The 16606-nt window shown below is 72.7% G+C and carries 16 protein-coding genes; 4 read left to right on the top strand and 12 right to left on the bottom strand.

Translation table 11 applies throughout. The features are described from left to right. Positions 1-25: 25 nt before the first annotated feature. Positions 26-580, bottom strand: a complete 555-nt coding sequence (locus A6A06_RS04140; protein WP_199930666.1) for a TetR/AcrR family transcriptional regulator — start codon at positions 578-580, stop codon at positions 26-28. A gap of 334 nt (positions 581-914) precedes the next feature. Here A6A06_RS04140 and A6A06_RS04135 point away from each other — a divergent pair, with 334 nt between their 5' ends. Beyond that, positions 915-2096, top strand: coding sequence for an alpha/beta hydrolase (locus A6A06_RS04135; protein WP_073758881.1), 1182 nt, complete (start codon positions 915-917; stop codon positions 2094-2096). 41 nt (positions 2097-2137) lie between these two features. Here A6A06_RS04135 and A6A06_RS04130 read toward each other — a convergent pair whose 3' ends face one another. From A6A06_RS04130 to A6A06_RS04115, 4 genes are all read right to left on the bottom strand, one after another. Beyond that, complete coding sequence (locus A6A06_RS04130) at positions 2138-3814, bottom strand: carbamoyltransferase N-terminal domain-containing protein (RefSeq protein ID WP_073758879.1); 1677 nt, start codon at positions 3812-3814, stop codon at positions 2138-2140. A gap of 122 nt (positions 3815-3936) precedes the next feature. Beyond that, positions 3937-4809, bottom strand: a complete 873-nt coding sequence (locus A6A06_RS04125) for an NmrA family NAD(P)-binding protein (RefSeq protein WP_073758877.1) — start codon at positions 4807-4809, stop codon at positions 3937-3939. A gap of 117 nt (positions 4810-4926) precedes the next feature. Next, positions 4927-5265, bottom strand: a complete 339-nt coding sequence (locus A6A06_RS04120; RefSeq protein ID WP_073758875.1) for a hypothetical protein — start codon at positions 5263-5265, stop codon at positions 4927-4929. 108 nt (positions 5266-5373) lie between these two features. After that, the gene (locus tag A6A06_RS04115; RefSeq protein WP_073758812.1) at positions 5374-7143 is read right to left on the bottom strand and encodes an acetyl/propionyl/methylcrotonyl-CoA carboxylase subunit alpha; all 1770 of its coding nucleotides are present in this window, start codon (positions 7141-7143) and stop codon (positions 5374-5376) included. 494 nt (positions 7144-7637) lie between these two features. On the opposite strand from A6A06_RS04115, the gene A6A06_RS04110 reads away from it, so the two are divergent. Next, complete coding sequence (locus A6A06_RS04110) at positions 7638-8090, top strand: hypothetical protein (protein ID WP_443333706.1); 453 nt, start codon at positions 7638-7640, stop codon at positions 8088-8090. On the opposite strand, the gene A6A06_RS04105 is transcribed toward A6A06_RS04110, so the two are convergent. Further along, positions 8062-8898 carry an MOSC domain-containing protein gene (locus A6A06_RS04105; protein ID WP_073758808.1) on the bottom strand — a complete coding sequence of 279 codons (837 nt, stop codon included), beginning with the start codon at positions 8896-8898 and terminating at the stop codon, positions 8062-8064. The two genes, A6A06_RS04110 and A6A06_RS04105, sit on opposite strands and share 29 nt — an antisense overlap. Before the next feature lie 108 nt (positions 8899-9006). Continuing rightward, entirely contained in the window at positions 9007-9735 is a 729-nt protein-coding gene (locus A6A06_RS04100; RefSeq protein ID WP_073758806.1) for an IclR family transcriptional regulator, read from the bottom strand. Positions 9736-9999: 264 nt separating this feature from the next. Between A6A06_RS04100 and A6A06_RS04095 the strand changes: the two genes are divergently transcribed. Beyond that, entirely contained in the window at positions 10000-10854 is an 855-nt protein-coding gene (locus A6A06_RS04095; protein ID WP_073758804.1) for a helix-turn-helix domain-containing protein, read from the top strand. A 218-nt stretch (positions 10855-11072) separates the two neighbouring features. Next, positions 11073-11282, top strand: a complete 210-nt coding sequence (locus A6A06_RS04090; RefSeq protein WP_073758802.1) for a DUF2180 family protein — start codon at positions 11073-11075, stop codon at positions 11280-11282. Between the two features lie 19 nt (positions 11283-11301). Here the strand turns inward: A6A06_RS04090 and A6A06_RS04085 are convergent, their stop codons facing one another. The 5 genes from A6A06_RS04085 to A6A06_RS04065 form a co-directional block, all read right to left on the bottom strand. Then, entirely contained in the window at positions 11302-11589 is a 288-nt protein-coding gene (locus tag A6A06_RS04085) for an antibiotic biosynthesis monooxygenase (RefSeq protein WP_073758800.1), read from the bottom strand. Positions 11590-11780: 191 nt separating this feature from the next. Then, on the bottom strand, positions 11781-12878 hold the full coding sequence (locus tag A6A06_RS04080; RefSeq protein ID WP_199930665.1) for a hypothetical protein: 1098 nt from the start codon (positions 12876-12878) through the stop codon (positions 11781-11783). Then, positions 12875-14092, bottom strand: a complete 1218-nt coding sequence (locus A6A06_RS04075) for an ABC transporter permease (RefSeq protein WP_073758797.1) — start codon at positions 14090-14092, stop codon at positions 12875-12877. Before A6A06_RS04075 ends, A6A06_RS04080 begins: the two co-directional genes overlap by 4 nt. Then, positions 14089-14838, bottom strand: coding sequence for an ABC transporter ATP-binding protein (locus A6A06_RS04070; RefSeq protein WP_242440549.1), 750 nt, complete (start codon positions 14836-14838; stop codon positions 14089-14091). Before A6A06_RS04070 ends, A6A06_RS04075 begins: the two co-directional genes overlap by 4 nt. Beyond that, complete coding sequence (locus A6A06_RS04065) at positions 14835-16454, bottom strand: hypothetical protein (protein WP_073759788.1); 1620 nt, start codon at positions 16452-16454, stop codon at positions 14835-14837. The genes A6A06_RS04070 and A6A06_RS04065 overlap by 4 nt, the downstream gene beginning before the upstream one ends. Positions 16455-16606: the final 152 nt, after the last annotated feature.

Raw genomic sequence — 16606 nt, 5'->3', positions numbered from 1 at the left:
CGACGGTCCGGTGCCGGCACCCCCCCTAAGCCTTCTCGGCGCGCAGCCCCGTCAGGGTCAGGGTGAGCAGCCGGTCGGCCAGGTGAGGGTCGTCCGGTGACTCCTCCACGGCCAGGGCGATGCCGTTGGTCAGCTGCATCAGATCGCTGATGCCCACATCGGACCGTACGGCACCGGCTTCCTGCGCGCGGCTGAGCAGTTCGCCGCCCGCCTCGCGCATCGGGACGCTGCACCGGGACAGTCCCGAACTGGCGTCGCCGGGCGCGGCCATCAGCGCCCGCGACAGCCCGCGGTAGGTGCTGGCGTGCGTGATGATCGCCCGCAGCCACTCCACGAGCGCCGCGCACGGCTGCGGCGCGTCGCTCAGCTCGCGCGCGTGCGCCAGCAGCGCGTCCACCTCGCCCTGGAACACGGCGCCCATCAGGGCCGTCCGGTTGGGGAAGTGCCGGTAGAGCGTGCCGATCCCCACGCCCGCGCGCCGTGCGATGTCCTCCAGCGAGGTGTCGGTCCCGTGGTCCGTGAAGGCCGTACGGGCCACCGCCAGCAGCCGCTCGTAGTTGCGGCGCGCGTCGGCACGCATGGGTCGTACGGATTCCTGCCCTGCCGTCTCGGTCACCATCGCCGTCCTCGCCGTCCTCCCTGAGCGTGGCCCTCCAGCGGACCGGTGCCCCCAGGATGCCACTGCCCCCGCCGCACCAGCCGTCGGACCGGTGCGGCGCCCCGGCCGTCCCGCGCCGCCCGGCGCGCGGGGTGGACGGCAGGCGGCCCGCAGGTGACGGGGAGGCAAGGCGGCGCGGGCGCCTTGGGGAACAAGTGGGCAAGGTGGCAACGCGGCGCGGCCAGGGGACATCAAACCTGGCGCAATGGGGTCTTCGGAGACCGTCCGAACGCGTGCGGGAACACCTGGGGAAGCAATGGAACTGACCAGCCGATCACTGCTGTACACCATGATCGCGGTCGCTGTGGTGTGTGTGGGACTCACGCTCTGGCAGTGGCCGCGCTTCGCCAAGCGCGGCCCGCTGGCCTGGCTGGGCCGCATCGGGTCGATCCTCGCCACCCAGCTGTCCATCGTCGCCGCGCTCGGCCTCGTGGTGAACGCCAACTTCCAGTTCTACGGATCCTGGCACGAACTGCTCGGCCTGTACGACGACGCCCCCGGCGCGGTCGCCAAGTGGGGCGACGGGGGAGCGGGCCCGGCCGGCGACCCGTCGAAGGGGCTCGTGCAGCCCGCCGGGACCGAGGGCCTGGACAAGGTGCACGGCCTGCCGAAGGGGGCGCCCGACAAGGTCGGCCGGGTGGAGTCCGTACGGATCGTCGGCAAGCGCACCAAGGCCGTGGACCCGGCGTACGTCTACCTGCCCCCGCAGTACTTCCAGAAGCAGTACGAGCGCCAGCGCTTCCCCGTCATCGTCGCCATCAGCGGCTACCCCGGCGGCCACTTCCTGCTGGGGCAGCACCTGCGGGTGCCGCAGACCAGCGGCGACCTCATCGGCAAGGGGAAGATGCAGCCCACCGTCGTCGTCATGCTGCGGCCGACCATCGCGCCGCCGCGCGACACCCAGTGCGTGGACGTGCCGGGCGGCCCGCAGGCGGAGACGTTCTTCGCGAGCGACCTGCCCACCGCGCTGAAGGAGCACTACCGGGTCGGGCACGACCCCAGCGGCTGGGGCCTGCTCGGCTACTCGTCCGGCGGCAGCTGCGCCCTCCAGCTGGCCATGCGGCATCCCCGTACGTACACCTCGGCGGCGGCCCTGTCGCCCGACTATAAGGTCAGCAGCGACCCCACCACCGGCAACCTCTTCGGTGACGGCAGGGACCGCGCCCAGCGCAAGCGGGAACACGACCTGATGTGGCGGCTGGCGCACCTGCCCGCGCCGCAGGTCTCGGTACTGATCGGCACCAGCCGGGAGGGCGAGAAGAACTACCCGGCGGCCAGGGAGTTCCTGAGCGCGGTCAAGCCGCCGATGAAGGCCGAGTCGATCATCCTGGACCAGGGCAGCCACAACTTCGCGACCTGGCGGCGCGAACTGCCCGCCGCGCTCCAGTGGATGAGCCGGCAGCTGACGTTCCCGGAGGACGTGGTGGGCACCTCGTGACCGCGTGATCCCGTGACCGGGGGATCTCGTGGCCGCGTACGTCAAACGGCCTGCTCCGGGCGGGTGAAGAGGCGGCCGTCCGACCAGATGTAGCGGGCACGGCCCCATTCGGCGGCGGACGCGACGTCCGGGAAGAAGCCGCGTCCGCCGAGGTTGGCGCTGGTGTTGCACAGCACGGGGACGCCGGTCAGTTCCTCGTGAGCGGTGAGGACACGTGCGATGGCGCTGCGCGACGTGGGGCTGACCGTCTGGAGCCGTGCGGTGCCGTCGAGGTGGATGACCGCCGGAATGCGGCTCACCCAAGGCGGACGTACCCGGTGTTCGAAGAGCATGAACGGGTCGTCGCAGCCCGGATCGAAGACCTCACGGGCCCGGTGCGCGAGACAGACCGGCGCGACCGGGCGGTAGGCCTCCCGCCCCTTCACCGCGTTGAGCAGGTCCTTGGTCCCGGCGTCGGTGGCGGGGGCGATGATGCTGCGGTTCCCCAGCGCCCTCGGCCCGATTTCTGCCCGGCCGGAGAGGACGACGACGGGTGAGCCGTCGGTGTGCAGCAGTCCGGCCAGGTGGCGCTCGTCGCAGGCTCGCGAGCGCCACCCCTCCGGCAGGGCCCGGTCCCGGCGGAGGCGTGGACCGCTGTAGACGTCCCAGGCGAGGGAGCGGTGTCGCGTGCTGTGCACCATTTCGCAGCAGGCCGTGCCGAGGGCGGCGCCGGAGTCATTGGGAAACGGCGGAACCCAGATTTCCTCGAAGAGCCCGGTGGCCCGGATAGCGGAATTCCATTTGATGTTGAGAGCGCAGCCGCCGGCCGTCACCAGGCGCGGACGCCGGCCTTTGTGCCTGCCTCGCACCACGGTTGCGAGGGCGGATACGAGAGCGCGGCCGAGGTACTCCTGGAAGGTCGCGATGAGGTCGGCGTCCGACATACCCGGAAAGAGATGCGCACGCCGGGCGGTCAGCTCTCTGCCCAGAGCGGGGCCGCTGTCCCTGGCGGCCTCGGACATGCCGCCGAGGAAAGCGTCGAGAGCCGGGAACGCGTCCTGCTCGACATGGCCCAGTGCCGCGTAGGCCATTGCCTTTCCGGGAATGGAGCGGTAGCGCCAGTCCGCTCCTATGCCGGTCTTCGGGGCGATTTCACGAAAGGGCCCCAGGTGGGAACTGAAGAGAGCGAACAGCCTGCCGCGGAGCGGCAGCAGGCGGGCCACGGGCCTGACGGCCCCTTGCGCCGGTGCGATCCCGTACAGCCTGGCCGTGGTGCCGCCGTCCCATACGAGGGCGAGCGCGTCCTGGCCCCGCGCGGCGAAGGGGCTGGAACAGTAGGCGCCCAGCAGGTGGTTCGTCACATGGTGATAGCTGACGTAACCGGGTGTTCTCTTGCCGAAGTCGTGCGCGGTGAAGGCATAGCGGTGCAGCGGGTCGGCCGACAGGAATCCGTCCTCATAGGGCGCCACCGGCAGGGCAATGGGCTCTCCGTCCTTGGACGTGGATACGGACCACGGGTTCTCGGCCGACGATTTCCAGCCGTCCACGACGAAGCGGTCGATGTCCGCGGGCTCCAGACCCTCGGACCTGAGGAGGTCCGGCACCCGGCGGAGATCCCCCAGTGGGCTGTGGCGTGCGGAATTGCCGATCTTCTCTGCCTCGACGCTGAAGAGCAGACGGTTTCCGTCGATGACCGCGATTCCGCCGTCATGCGAGAGTTTGATGCCACAGATCAGCACGGCGGTGCCCTTTCTCGTGGCAACAGGGCCGGCCCGGACCCCGTCGGAGCCGGCTTGAGCGTCCCGCCGCCCGTTCGGCGCCGTCAAGCACCGGCCGGCCGCAGGACGCCCGTGGCACGGCGTCATTCGTGGCGAGCGGCCCGTCGGTCCCCGCGGAAGGCGTCCGCGTGCTCCGCGGCCCACTGGGCGAATGTGCGGGCCGGGCGCCCGGTGACCTTCTCGACGGTGCCGACGACCGTACGGCCCACCTCCGGGGTGTTCCCGTACGCCTCGACCAGGAAGCCGATGACCTCCTCCGAGTGGCCGGCGGCCCGCCACTGCGCGACGGCCTCCTCCTCGGTCAGTTCGACCAGGGCCGTCTCCCGGCCGCGGGCGGCGGAGATCGCCGCCACCTTGTCCCCGACGGTCAGCAGTTCGGGTCCGGTGATCACGTACTCCTGGCCGCCGTGACCCTCCTCGGTGAGCGCGACCGCGGCGACGGCGCCGATGTCGCCCTCGTGGACCATGGCACTGAGCCCGGAGACGAACGGCGCGCGGACCTCGTCCGAGGCCACGATCCCCGGTGCCCACTCCAGGGCGTTCGCCATGAACTCGACCGGCATCACGACCGTCCAGTCCACGCCCTCGTCGGCGCGTACCCCGTCCTCCAGCAGGGAGGGGCCGCCGCCGTGCAGCACGGTGACCCGGCGTACACCGGCCGCGCGGGCCAGCTCCAGGATGCGCGGGCCGGTCTCCAGCGGGGCGAAGTAGGCCCCGCCGAAGGTGATCAGGTGGAGGCCGGTGACGCCCTCCAGGGCCGGAATCAGGCTGTCAGGGTCGCTCAGGTCGCCCTGGACGGCCTCGACGCCGGCCGGGAAGACGGCCCGGGACACGTCCCGGGTGAGGGCGCGGACCGCGTGGCCGCGGGCGAGGAGTTCGGCCACGACCTGACGGCCGACGGTTCCGGTGGCGCCGGTGACCAGGATCTGCTGCTTCTGCGTCTGTGTCTGCGTCATGGGATGACCATAGGAAGCCTTGCGGACAGCTTCTGTCCGCAAGGGGCAGGGGTGCTCGATCACCCGTCACCCGTAACCCGTGGCCGTCCCCTGCCACCCGCCACCCGCCACTCCGCCTCAGCGCGGCGCGTCGTCCGCCGTGCTCCAGCGGGCCAGCAGGTCCCGCAGCGGGCCCGCCACGGCGGGCGAAGCGCGCAGCAGGCGGCGCAGGCGCGCCCGCCAGCCGGCCTCCACGTCGGCGGCCGCCGCGATGTCGCCCTCCCGCCGGGCGGTCAGGAACTCCTCGCGGGAGTCCTCCAGTTCGTCGGTGAGCGCCTCGCGGTCGACGCCGCCAGGGCTGAACCGGGCGAGCAGGCCGGTCAGTTCGTCCCGCGACCGGTGCCACCGGTCGGTACGCGACCGTGCGAACAGCTGCTGGGCGGCGGCTGCCGCGAGGGCCGCGAGATGCGCATCCATGCATCTCATGAAAAGCGCGGGGGCCCGCGGCACTCAAGTGCCGCGGGCCCCCGCGCGAACGGACGGGACGGGCCGGTGCGCGCGCACCGGCCCGTCCCGTACCGTCCGTCAGTCCTTGATCTCGCAGATCACGGCGCCGGACGAGAGCGAGGCGCCGACCTCGGCGGACAGGCCCTTGACCGTGCCGGAGCGGTGCGCGTTCAGCGGCTGCTCCATCTTCATCGCCTCCAGGACCACGACCAGGTCACCCTCGGCGACCTCCTGGCCCTCCTCGACGGCGACCTTGACGATGGTGCCCTGCATCGGCGAGGCGAGCGTGTCGCCGGAGGCCGCCGAGCCGGACTTCTTGCCCGCCTTGCGCTTGGGCTTGGCGCCCCCGGCGACCGCGGCGCGGGCCAGCGGCATGCCCAGCGAGGACGGCAGCGAGACCTCCAGGCGCTTGCCGCCGACCTCGACGACGACCGTCTCGCGGGTGTCCGCCTCGGCGTCGTCCGTGCCGGGCGCGGCGAACGGCTTGATCTCGTTGACGAACTCGGTCTCGATCCAGCGGGTGTGGACCTGGAAGGGCTCGGCGGAGCCGGACAGCTCGGGCGCGAACGCCGCGTCCTTGACGACCGCCCGGTGGAACGGGATGGCGGTGGCCATGCCCTCGACGGTGAACTCGTTCAGCGCGCGGGCGGCGCGCTGCAGCGCCTGCTGACGGGTGGCGCCGGTGACGATCAGCTTGGCGAGCAGCGAGTCCCAGGCCGGGCCGATGACCGAGCCGGACTCCACGCCCGCGTCCAGGCGCACGCCCGGACCGGCCGGGGCCTCGAACGTGGTGACCGTGCCGGGCGCGGGCAGGAAGTTGCGGCCCGGGTCCTCGCCGTTGATGCGGAACTCGAAGGAGTGGCCGCGCACCGCCGGGTCGTCGTACCCCAGCTCCTCGCCGTCGGCGATCCGGAACATCTCGCGGACCAGGTCGAGGCCGGTGACCTCTTCGGTGACCGGGTGCTCGACCTGGAGGCGGGTGTTGACCTCCAGGAAGGAGATGGTGCCGTCCTGGCCGACCAGGAACTCACAGGTGCCCGCGCCCTCGTAGCCGGCCTCCTTGAGGATGGCCTTGGACGCGCGGTACAGCTCGGCGTTCTGCTCGTCGCTCAGGAACGGCGCGGGCGCCTCCTCGACGAGCTTCTGGTGGCGGCGCTGGAGCGAGCAGTCACGGGTGGAGACGACGACCACGTTGCCGTGCTTGTCGGCCAGGCACTGGGTCTCCACGTGCCGCGGGCGGTCCAGGTAGCGCTCGACGAAGCACTCGCCGCGCCCGAAGGCCGCCACGGCCTCGCGTACGGCGGAGTCGTACAGCTCCGGGACCTCTTCCAGGGTGCGGGCCACCTTCAGGCCGCGCCCGCCACCGCCGAAGGCCGCCTTGATGGCGATCGGCAGGCCGTTCTCCTCGGCGAAGGCCACGACCTCGTCCGCACCGGAGACCGGGTCGGGGGTGCCGGCGACCAGCGGGGCCCCGGCGCGCTGCGCGATGTGACGGGCCGCCACCTTGTCGCCCAGGTCGCGGATGGCCTGCGGGGGCGGGCCGATCCAGGTCAGCCCGGCGTCGAGGACGGCCTGCGCGAACTCCGCGTTCTCGGAGAGGAAGCCGTAGCCGGGGTGGATGGCGTCGGCACCCGAATCCGCGGCGGCGGCAAGCACCTTGGCGATGTCCAGGTAACTGGTGGCAGGAGTGTCACCGCCCAGCGCATAGGCCTCGTCTGCCGCGCGGACGTGCAGGGCATCCCGGTCGGGGTCGGCGTAGACGGCCACGCTCCCGATTCCGGCATCCCGGCACGCCCGGGCAACGCGGACAGCGATTTCGCCTCGGTTGGCGATGAGCACCTTGCGCACGGTCGGTTCCTCCTTGGCGCTTCGCCGCAACAAATTAGGACGTCGCGAGTTTAGGGACTGGCGACACTGCATGCCGACCCGTTCCCGGTAGTGAGCTTGCCCACACGGAGCGTGTGCCCGGTGCGGATGCGGGACCGAAGTCCCCTGGTGTCCCAGGGTAGGCCCGTATTTCCGGGGCGGTGGGGTGATCAAGATGTGGGCAAGGTCTCGCTTCCCGTTCGTTCACCGGAACCCCGTTTCTTTGTGGAGTCCCTACGAATGGGCGAAGGAATCTTTGCCCACGTCTGTGGTCCGGGTCCCGCCCGCCCCCGCCGCGGGCCCGGTCCGGTTCCGCGCCGGCTCCCCTCCGGTCCTGCTCGGGTCCCGCTCCGCCTCCGCTTTCCGGGGTCTTACCCGGCTCCGGGGCCTTGTAGAGCGGGGGGTACTCAGGAGTAGCGTGCGCGGTGTTCTTTCGTACTCGCGGTAACAGCGCAACGGGGAAGTGGGTGGGCGGGGTGGCGGCACGCAGGCCGGTGGCGTGGCTGACGGCGGTGGTACTGGTGCTGGAGGCGTGCGGCATCCTCTTCCTGAACTGGGTGCTGAGCATCGTCGTGGACAAGCAGCAGATGTCCATGGCGGGCGTCGACCCCGCCGCGATGTCCACCGGCGCCTGGGTGCTCGGCGCCGCCTTCGCTCTCTACCTGGTGTGCTGCGCCGCCCTCCTGGCACGCACCGGCGTGCGCGACCGCCCGCCGGGGACGTTCGGGCGCATCGCCCTCGTCTGCTGCGCGGTGGTGCACGCCGTCCTGGGGGCCTTCGCGGTCGGGCTGGTCGGATGGGCGGCGTTCGCGGTGATGATGGCCGTCCTCGCGCTGCTGGTGCTGACACTGACGGCGTACGGCGCGTCGTACGGCGGGGACACCGGCCGTACGGCCCCGGCTACCGCTCCGGCTCGCCCCACGCCCTGACGGCCACTCCGTCCCCCACGGACAGCTTGCCCGGCCGCAGCACGGCGAACTTCGCGCCGAACACGACGCCGCCCGCGGCCGCGCGCCGGTACCGCGCCAGGGTCCGCAGCGGCTCCGGACCGGTCCGCGCGCCCGAGTCCTGCTCGATGGTGGTGACGGCGCACCGCACGGCGAGCTTGGCGTACCCCAACTCGGCGTCCCCGACGGTGATCCGGCGCGCCCGGTCCTCGGTGTGCGGCGCGTCCCAGCCGTCGACCACGATGTTCGGGCGGAACCGGTCCATCGGCAGCGGCGCCGCGCCCTGCTCCGCCAGATGTGTGTGCAGCAGCTCCAGGGACGACCGGGACAGGACGTGCAGCGCGCAGCTGTCGGCGTACCCGGAAGTGCCCGGAGTACGGCCGTCCGTCACCCGGTCGTGCTCCGGCGGCACCCGCACCAGCCTGCTCGGCACGCCCAGCACCTCCGTCAGCCACCCGGCGACGGCGTCGCCCTGGTCGATGCCCCGATAGGCGGTCTTGAACAGCTGCACGTCCCGGCGGGCGGACGTGGTGTCCACCTCCAGGCTCAACGGTCCGGCGCCCGGCGCACGCAGCGTCAGATGGCCGCCGTCGGAGGTGATCTCCGGGCGGATCAGCGCCAGCCCGGGATCGCGCCGCTGACTGCGGAAGACCCCGTCGGGGCCGGTGACCATGAAACTGCGGTCGTGCGCGAGCCCGGCGGGCCCGATCTCCGCCACGCGCACCGACACCCCGGCGCACCCTTTGAGCGGGTAGTACGTCAACTCGGCCACGGTGGCCCCACCGGTCATGTGCGATCCCCCAGCTCTTCGCGGATCACCATGGTCGCACCGCCGGAGCGCCGCGCCACCGGAACGGGCACGACGACCGGCCACCACCCGCACCGGCGTGGCGGCTCCTCAGGCCAGCGCCGCCGCCTCGCGCCGCAGCGCCTCGGTCAGCGGGGCGCGCAGCCGCGCGAAGTCCTCCAGGGGCAGGGCGGCCGACACGGCGGTCAGCGTGGCCGGGGTGCCGGGCCCGCCGGGCCGTACCGGCACCGGCACGGCGACGCACGCCATGCCCGACGCGGCCTCCTCCCGCTCCACGGCGAGCCCGTCCCGGCGGACCCGGCGCAGCTCGCGCTCCAGGCGCTCCGGGGCGGTGATGGTGCGCGCGGTCCTGGCCCGCATCCCGCGGGCGGTCAGGTACTGGCGCCGGGTGGCGGCCGGGAGGGCGGCGAGCAGGGCGCGGCCGTGCGCCGTGGCGTGGGCGGCGGTGTCCTGGCCGACCGAGAAGGCGGAGCCCTGCCCGGCGGCGCCGTCCAGCACGGCGATCTCGCCGTCCCGGTAGGTGCTGAAGAAGACGTCGGCGCCGGAGGACCGGCGCAGCCGCAGCAGGACCTCGTGCACCCGTTCGTCGACCCGCAACTGGCGCTGGAAGGCCTGGTGCAGGGCCGGTACGCGGTAGCCGAGGGTGTATCCGGCGGCCGTACGGGCCAGGTGGCCGCGTTCGGTCAGCGCGCCGAGCAGGTCGTAGACCGTGGACAGCGCGCAGTCCAGCTGCCGGGCCAGGGCCTTCGCGGTCACCGGCTCCGCGGCCCCGGCGACCGCGTCGAGCAGGTCCAGGGCACGGTCGACGGACTGCGGCATGGCGGTCTCCCTCCGGGACGGGGTGCGGGGCGTGCCGGTACGCGGGCGGCGCCGCGCGCGTACGGCCTTCCAGCGTCGCACAGCTCCACCGGTCTTTCGGAAGTACGCTGGGCGGACCCTGGACAATCCGCGCCCGTGAATTGCCCGCGCGAGAATGGGGAATGCGGGGGCGCGAAGAAGCGGCACGGCGGCGAAGTGAAGAAGCAGGGAAGTACGGGTCCCGCGGCGAAGAGTCCGCGGCCCGCGGTATCGAAGGTGGAAACGATGGACCGGCGGGCCGAACTGCGCGAATTCCTCCGATCGCGGCGGGCCCGGGTGCGCCCCGAGGACGCGGGCATCACACCGGGCACCGGATTCAGCGGCCGCCGCCGGGTGCCGGGCCTGCGCCGCGAGGAACTCGCCCAGCTCTCCGGGGTCAGCGTCGACTACTACGTACGCCTGGAGCAGGGCCGCGGCGGCCACGCCTCGGCCGAGGTGCTGGACGCCATCGCGCAGGCCCTGCGGCTCGACGCGCACGAGCGGGCGCACCTGTACGCCCTCGTACGCGGCGAGGAGAGCCGCCACGAGGACGCCCGGCAGCCGGCCGAGGGGCCGGACCAGCAGGTGCGGCCCGGGGTGCTGCGGCTCCTGGAGACGTTCGAGCACGCGCCCGCCTACGTGGTCGGCCGCCGCCAGGAGGTACTGGCCTGGAACGCGCTGGCCCGCATCCTGATCGCCGACTTCCCCGCGCTCCCGCCCGCGGAGCGCAACCTCGCCCGCCTGACGTTCCTGGACCGGTCGGCCCGCCGCCGGTACGTCCACTGGCAGCAGAAGGCCGACGACACGGTGGCGTTCCTGCGGCTGGACACCGGGCGGCACCCGGACGACCCGAAGCTGGCCGCGCTGATCGGCGAACTCACCGAGCACAGCGAGGACTTCCGCCGCCTGTGGTCCGACCACAACGTCCGGGACAAGACGTACGGCAGCAAGCCGCTGCACCACCCGCGCGCCGGCTCCCTGGACCTGTCCTTCGAGACGCTGCGCCTGCCGGACGAGCCGGACCAGGCCGTGGTCGTCTACCTGGCCGAGCCGGGTTCGGCGGCGGACCGGGAACTGCGCCGGCTGGCCGCCGAAGGCTGAAACACGGGCGGTCGGCGCCTCGGATTCCCGGGTGGCAGCGCCATTACCAGGAATGCGGTTCCTGGGAGGGAAAGGGGCCTGGGCAGCCGCCGAATTCTCCGGCACCGTGACGGTGGTCACCGCGCGCGAATTCTCGGAATGCGCGCGGGCCGGTCGCCGTTCACTCAGAACGGTCGCCCCACCGGGGATCACGGAACAAGCTCACCAGGAGTTGTTGAATGCAGTGCTTCGACTGTGCGGAACTCGGCAGCGAGACCGCCGCACTGGCCGTCTGCGCGGACTGCGGAGCGGCGGCGTGCGCCGCGCACGCCGCCGCCGTCCCGCGTACGGTCCACCGTACGGCGGGTCTGGGCCGCAGCACGGCCCACTCGGCGGGCCGCCGCCTGCTGTGCACGCACTGCCGGCACACCGCGACGGCAGCGGCGTGACCCCGGGCGGCCGCGCAGGTCAGGGCGCCACGAGGCGCACGGTTTCGCGCGGCCGCGCCTCCCGCTCGTCGTAGGCGACGTCGAGTCCGGGCGTCGCCTGTACGGCGGCGAGCGACGCGGCCGACGCCTCCGCCGACTCCCACTGCACGATCGAGACGACCGCGTCACCGTCCGCGGCCAGCCAGCAGTCCGCCGACAGACACCCCGGCGTCCGCCGGAACTCCTCGGCCACGCGCTCCACGCGCGCGACGAACTCGGCGCGGTGCTCGGCGTGCGGGTAGTGGTAGGCCACCATGCCGACCTTCATGACGCTCTCCTCCACGTTGCCTGCGGTGGGCGGTGCGGTGCGCGTCCGTGCGGTCGCCGGGCCGGTACGGAAGCCCGAGCGCGCCGGTCACGAGAGACGCATCGTACGGGGGTGAGGCGCAGTCCGCTGCGGCTCACCCCCGTACGGGGCCTGCGTCATGCTCCGCGGCCGTGGCCGGCCACGGGCCGGGGTCAGGAGTCCTGCAGGGTTCCCGGCAGGTCGAACTGCTTGGTCTCGCCCGTGGCGAGGTTCACGCGGGTCACCGTGTTCTCGGCGTAGACGAGCCAGCCGGCCTTGGTGGGGGTGATGTTCAAGGACGCGGCGAGGTCCTTGATCCGGGCACGGTGCAGCTCCTTGCCGCTGGTCGCGTCGACCTCCACCAGTTCCGTGTCCTTGCCCTTGGCCGCCGCCACCACGATCGACGAGCCCGCGGCCTGCACCGCGTCGACCCGGCCGCCGTTCACCGAGACCGTCGTGGCGTCCGCGCCGCCGTCGACCGAGACCTTCACCTGCCCGGACTTGCCGTCCGCGTCCGAGCCCGCGACGACCGGGCGCCCGGCCTTGCACGCGAGGGCCTTGACGTCGAAGCCGTCCGGTACGGCCACGGGCGTGACCTTGCCGTCGGTCAGGTTCGCGACGGAGACCTCGGTGCGGTCGTCGGAGCCGCTGCCCAGGCAGACGGTGTCCGAGGCCGGGTCGGAGGCGGCGAAGCCGATGGTGCCGGAGACCTTCAGCTCGCGCTTGGTGGACCAGTCCGCCGGGTCGCGGGCCAGCACGGTGGAGGCCGGGCCGCCGCTCGCGGTCCGCGCGTCCGGCATCCCGGCGGCCTCGCCGACCAGCGTCTTGCCGGGCAGGATGCGGCGCAGCCGCTCGTCCCCGGCCGTCACGCCGTCCAGGGTGTGGTCCTTGCGGTTGACCAGGTAACGCCGGTCGGGCCGTTCGTCCTTGCGGGGCACGGTCACCATCCAGCGGCCGTCGGCCAGCCGGGCGATGTGCGGGCTGACCGCGTCCTCGTCGTCGGAGTGCTGGGGCACGGCCACCAGGCTCTGTGCGTGGGCCCGGTCCGGGTTGATCCCCACGACCGTCACCAGGCCGTCGACCTTGGCGAGCGCGAAGGTACGGGAGCCGTCCCAGTCGTCGCCCAGTTCCACCCCGCCCGGACCGGCGGAACAGGCCGTCGTCAGCGCGGCCGTCGAGCCCAGTGCGGCCAGGAGGAGGGCCGCCCGGACCGGACCGGACGGCCTCCGGTGGTGCTTGCGTGTCGTGAGGTAGGGCATGGCTTGACTCACCAGTCCTTCATTGCGTCTGTGGGGGACATCCTCGCGGCCCGGCGCGCCGGTGCCAGCGAGCCCGCCGCCACCACCAGCACCGTCAGGCCGAAGAGCAGAAGCAGGGTGCCGGCCGGCGGCAGCAGCACCCAGCCCTCGACGTAGGGCGCCAGGTCGGTGCTGCGCCGCAGCACCGCGGCGGCACCGCTGCCGAGCGCCGTGCCGAGCACGGTTCCGATCAGCGCGGCCACGGCACCGGCCAGCGCCATCTCCGTGACCAGCATCGTCAGCACCGACCTGGTCCGGAAACCGACCGCCTTGAGAATGCCGATCTCCTGCGCCCGCTGCCGTGACAGCGCGCCGGTGACGGTGACGGCGCCGACGAACGCCAGCACCCCGAGCACCCCGAGCAGCACCCGGCCGACTGTTTTGATCATTTCCAGTACCCCGGGCAGGGCACTGAGCTGCTGCTGGAGGGTGACGGCCGGATAGCCCAGCTTCTGCACCGAGGCGGTCACGGCCGGCACGTCCGCCGCGGTCCGTGCGACCACGGTCAACTGGTCGTACCCCGTGGTGCGCAGGTAACTCTTCTCCGGCTGCCCGCTGCGCTGCGCCGCCCACTTGATCACGGTGGGGTCGGCGGCGTACGCGGCGTCCGGGTTGTCCATCTGCCAGGTCGGGTCGTACACCCCGACGAGGCGGGCGTGGCCGGTGACCCCGGTGCCCTCGCCCTGCCGGACGAAGCGGGTGGTCTCGGTTTCGAGGTCCTGGCCCACCAGCTTGCTCAGGTCCACGCCCTGCGACAGGGCCGGGGCCACGATCTCCCCCGGCCGCAGGGGGAAGAGGTCGTCACGTACGGACTTGGTGACCGGCGGGGGCAGTGCCGGGCGGTGGGTCGTCGCGTACAGCAGTACGGTGTCGCCCTCCTTGGTCATGACCCCGAACGACACCTGCACCCGGTGCTGCACGGATTCGACGTGCGGCAGCTTCGCGAGCCGGGCGGCGGCGTGCTCCGTCAGCTGGGGGGCGTCGGGGCGCTGGTCGGGGCGGTCGACGGTGACGCTGCGGTTGGCGCTGCTCTCCTTGACGTCCGTGTCCGTGGCGCTCTGCGCCCGGTCGGCGATGCCGAGCGCGCCGATGCAGACGGCGGCGGCGACCGAGACCAGCGCCACCAGGCCGAACAGCCGTCGGCGCAGGGCACGGACGTTGGCCAGCGCCAGACTGAAGATGTTCATTCCGTACTCTCCGTCCTGGTGACCGGCTCGTCCTGCGCGTCCCGCGTGTCCGTGGGGGTGAACGTGCCCTCTTCCAGGCGGTGCACCACATCCGCGAACTCCGTCACCGTCGGGTTGTGCGTCACCAGCAGCACCGCCCGCCCTTCGTCCGCCAGCTCCCGGAACAGTCCGAGCAGGACGGTCTCGCTGCCGGTGTCGAGGTTGCCGGTCGGCTCGTCGGCCAGCACGACGGGCGGATCGTTGATCAGCGCCCGCGCCAGGGCCACCCGCTGCTGTTCGCCGCCCGACAGCTCACCGGGCAGGTGGTCCGCGCGCTCCGCGAGTCCGACCCGGGCCAGCAGCTCCCTGGCGCGGGTCTCGCCCTCGCCGCGGCTGCCCAGGAAGGGCAGGACGACGTTGCGCAGCGCCGAGTGCTGCGGCAGCAGGTTGTACGACTGGAACACGAACCCCAGGCGCCTGCGGCGCAGATCCGCCAGCGCCCCGTCCGAGAGGCCCGACGTGTCGACGGGCCCGGTGCCGTCGGCCCCCTCGACGAGCACCCGGCCGCTGTCCGGCGGGGTCAGCAGCCCGAGGATGTGCAGGAGCGTGGTCTTCCCCGATCCCGAGTGGCCGACCAGGGCGGTGATCTGCCCTCCCGGTACGTCGAGGGAGACGCCGCGCAGGACGTCGACCCTCCTGCCGCGCAGGGTGTACGACTTGCCCACGCCGTCGGCCCGCAGCAACGGGCGTGCCGGACTCTCGCTCACTTCTTGTCCCTCGGGTTCGTGGCAGGCAGCCATCCCATGGCGCCGTGCAGTTGTCGGTCCAGCGTCCACACGCCCCAGGTGGTCTTCAGGTCGCAGGCGGAGTCGCCGCCGCCGACCTGGTACAGGTCGGGCAGCTCAGGGCAGCCCTTGTGCTGCGTGACCCCGCGCCCGAGCGCTTCGCGCAGCGCCGCGTCCGTTTCGCCGCCGAGCAGCGCATAGGCCCGGACGACCAGGACGTAGCCGTACACGGAGTCGATCCGGTCCGGATGGCGGGCCCACTGCGCCAGGGCGTCAGCGGTGATCCAGGCCGGGATGCTGTCGCGGTGGTCGCTGTCGGCGAGTCCCACGGCGACGGTGGCCGCCGCCACCACCCGGTCCGGGGTGTCCAGGTGCCAGCTGCCGATCTTCGGGGTGCCGACCGGGGCACCGGCGTCGGCGCAGTTCAGGGCGGTGCGCTGCCACTGGGTGGCGTTCTGTTCGGTGACGGAGCCGGGCAGCACCCGCGGGTCGGCGCACAGCTGCCGCGCCGGTTCACCGGCGTCACCTCCGGCGGTGACCTTGCGCAGGGCGGCCCGGTTCAGCCGCTCGGCGCTCTCCTGGCTCACGTCGTGGGACTTCTCCTCGCGCTCCAGCGCCGTCAGCAGCCCGGCGTCCTCGCGCGACCAGCCGGCCAGGGCCCGCAGCCGCTGTACGAAGAGGGAGGCGTCCGGGTTGCCGAGGTAGGCACCGGGGTCGCGGACCGTCCCGTCGTCGAGCCGTTCGCCGTCGAGCCGCTTCTCCACCGGCGCGAACACGGCCTTCGGCGAACCGGCCGCCTTCAGGATGTGGACCAGCTTGTAGAGCTGCTCGTGGGGGAGCGTCGCGGCGCCGTCCCTGAGCACCGGCTCCCAGACCTTGCGGTCCGGCGCGGGCCGCTTCCCGGCCGCTTCCTGCACCACCACGTAACTGTAGGTGTCGGCGAGCCGGGACGCCCGCGCGTCGGGTGTCAGCCGGGCGAAGTCGTCCGTGCGCGGCGCGGCGGCCTGTGTGAGCGCGCCGGGGACCGGTTCCTTCAGCAGCTGGAGGCAGCGGGCCAGCGCACTGCTCTGGTCGACGGGGCGGGGCTCGGCGGCCAGCGACCGCAGCCAGTCGAGGGTGGCCGACCGGTCCGCCGACGGGAGAGCGTCCAGGCGCCCGAGTGCGTCGAGCACTTCGAGGGCGGCCCAGGTGGAGCCGAGGCGCGCCGCGTCGTCCTCGTCACCGAGGGCGGAGTCGACGTACCAACCGCCCTTGTTCCGCGTCTTGTTCACCGCTTCGGCGTCGCCCGCGCCCAGCACCTCACCGGCACCGGCCTGGCGCAGCGCGATCATCCAGTTGCGGCCCCAGAGCGAGGAGGTCTCCAGCGCTCCCTGGCGGAATGACTCGGCCTGGGCCGAGTCCATGCTGGTTTTGGGGGAGCTGCCCAGTTCGGTGAGGGTCCGCAGTGCGTAGGACTGTGCCTGGGGGCCGGCCGGGGACTGGCGCAGGAACGGGTGGTAGTAGTAGCCGTTCTCTTTGCTGACCAAGAGGTCGAATTGCCGGGCGGCGGCCGGGTCTTGGGCCTCCGGCTCTTCCGGCGTGGAGGTGCACGATGCCATGAGGGCGACGCACACGGCGGCCCCGGCAAAGCGGGTCGCCAGTTTTCCGGCAATTGCCGTACGGAATTTCACGAACGCCCCCGTGCGTCTTCTCTCCAGCTCACGAAAAAGTGCCACACCGTCGGGCCCTGACGGTGTGACACCTTTACTCA

The organism is Streptomyces sp. CB02923, from assembly GCF_001905005.1.
In the GTDB taxonomy this organism is placed as follows: domain Bacteria; phylum Actinomycetota; class Actinomycetes; order Streptomycetales; family Streptomycetaceae; genus Streptomyces.
Note: the sequence above shows the minus strand (reverse complement) of the source record. Positions and strands in the feature narration are given on the sequence as shown.

Coding starts and splice junctions, on each gene's coding strand:
- A6A06_RS04140 (WP_199930666.1), bottom strand. CDS start 580: ATGCGTGCCGACGCGCGCCGCAACTACGAGCGGCTGCTGGCGGTGGCC.
- A6A06_RS04065 (WP_073759788.1), bottom strand. CDS start 16,454: ATGGCATCGTGCACCTCCACGCCGGAAGAGCCGGAGGCCCAAGACCCG.
- A6A06_RS04100 (WP_073758806.1), bottom strand. CDS start 9,735: ATGCCGCAGTCCGTCGACCGTGCCCTGGACCTGCTCGACGCGGTCGCC.
- A6A06_RS04075 (WP_073758797.1), bottom strand. CDS start 14,092: ATGAACATCTTCAGTCTGGCGCTGGCCAACGTCCGTGCCCTGCGCCGA.
- A6A06_RS04090 (WP_073758802.1), top strand. CDS start 11,073: ATGCAGTGCTTCGACTGTGCGGAACTCGGCAGCGAGACCGCCGCACTG.
- A6A06_RS04135 (WP_073758881.1), top strand. CDS start 915: ATGGAACTGACCAGCCGATCACTGCTGTACACCATGATCGCGGTCGCT.
- A6A06_RS04105 (WP_073758808.1), bottom strand. CDS start 8,898: ATGACCGGTGGGGCCACCGTGGCCGAGTTGACGTACTACCCGCTCAAA.
- A6A06_RS04085 (WP_073758800.1), bottom strand. CDS start 11,589: ATGAAGGTCGGCATGGTGGCCTACCACTACCCGCACGCCGAGCACCGC.
- A6A06_RS04125 (WP_073758877.1), bottom strand. CDS start 4,809: ATGACGCAGACACAGACGCAGAAGCAGCAGATCCTGGTCACCGGCGCC.
- A6A06_RS04095 (WP_073758804.1), top strand. CDS start 10,000: ATGGACCGGCGGGCCGAACTGCGCGAATTCCTCCGATCGCGGCGGGCC.
- A6A06_RS04120 (WP_073758875.1), bottom strand. CDS start 5,265: ATGGATGCGCATCTCGCGGCCCTCGCGGCAGCCGCCGCCCAGCAGCTG.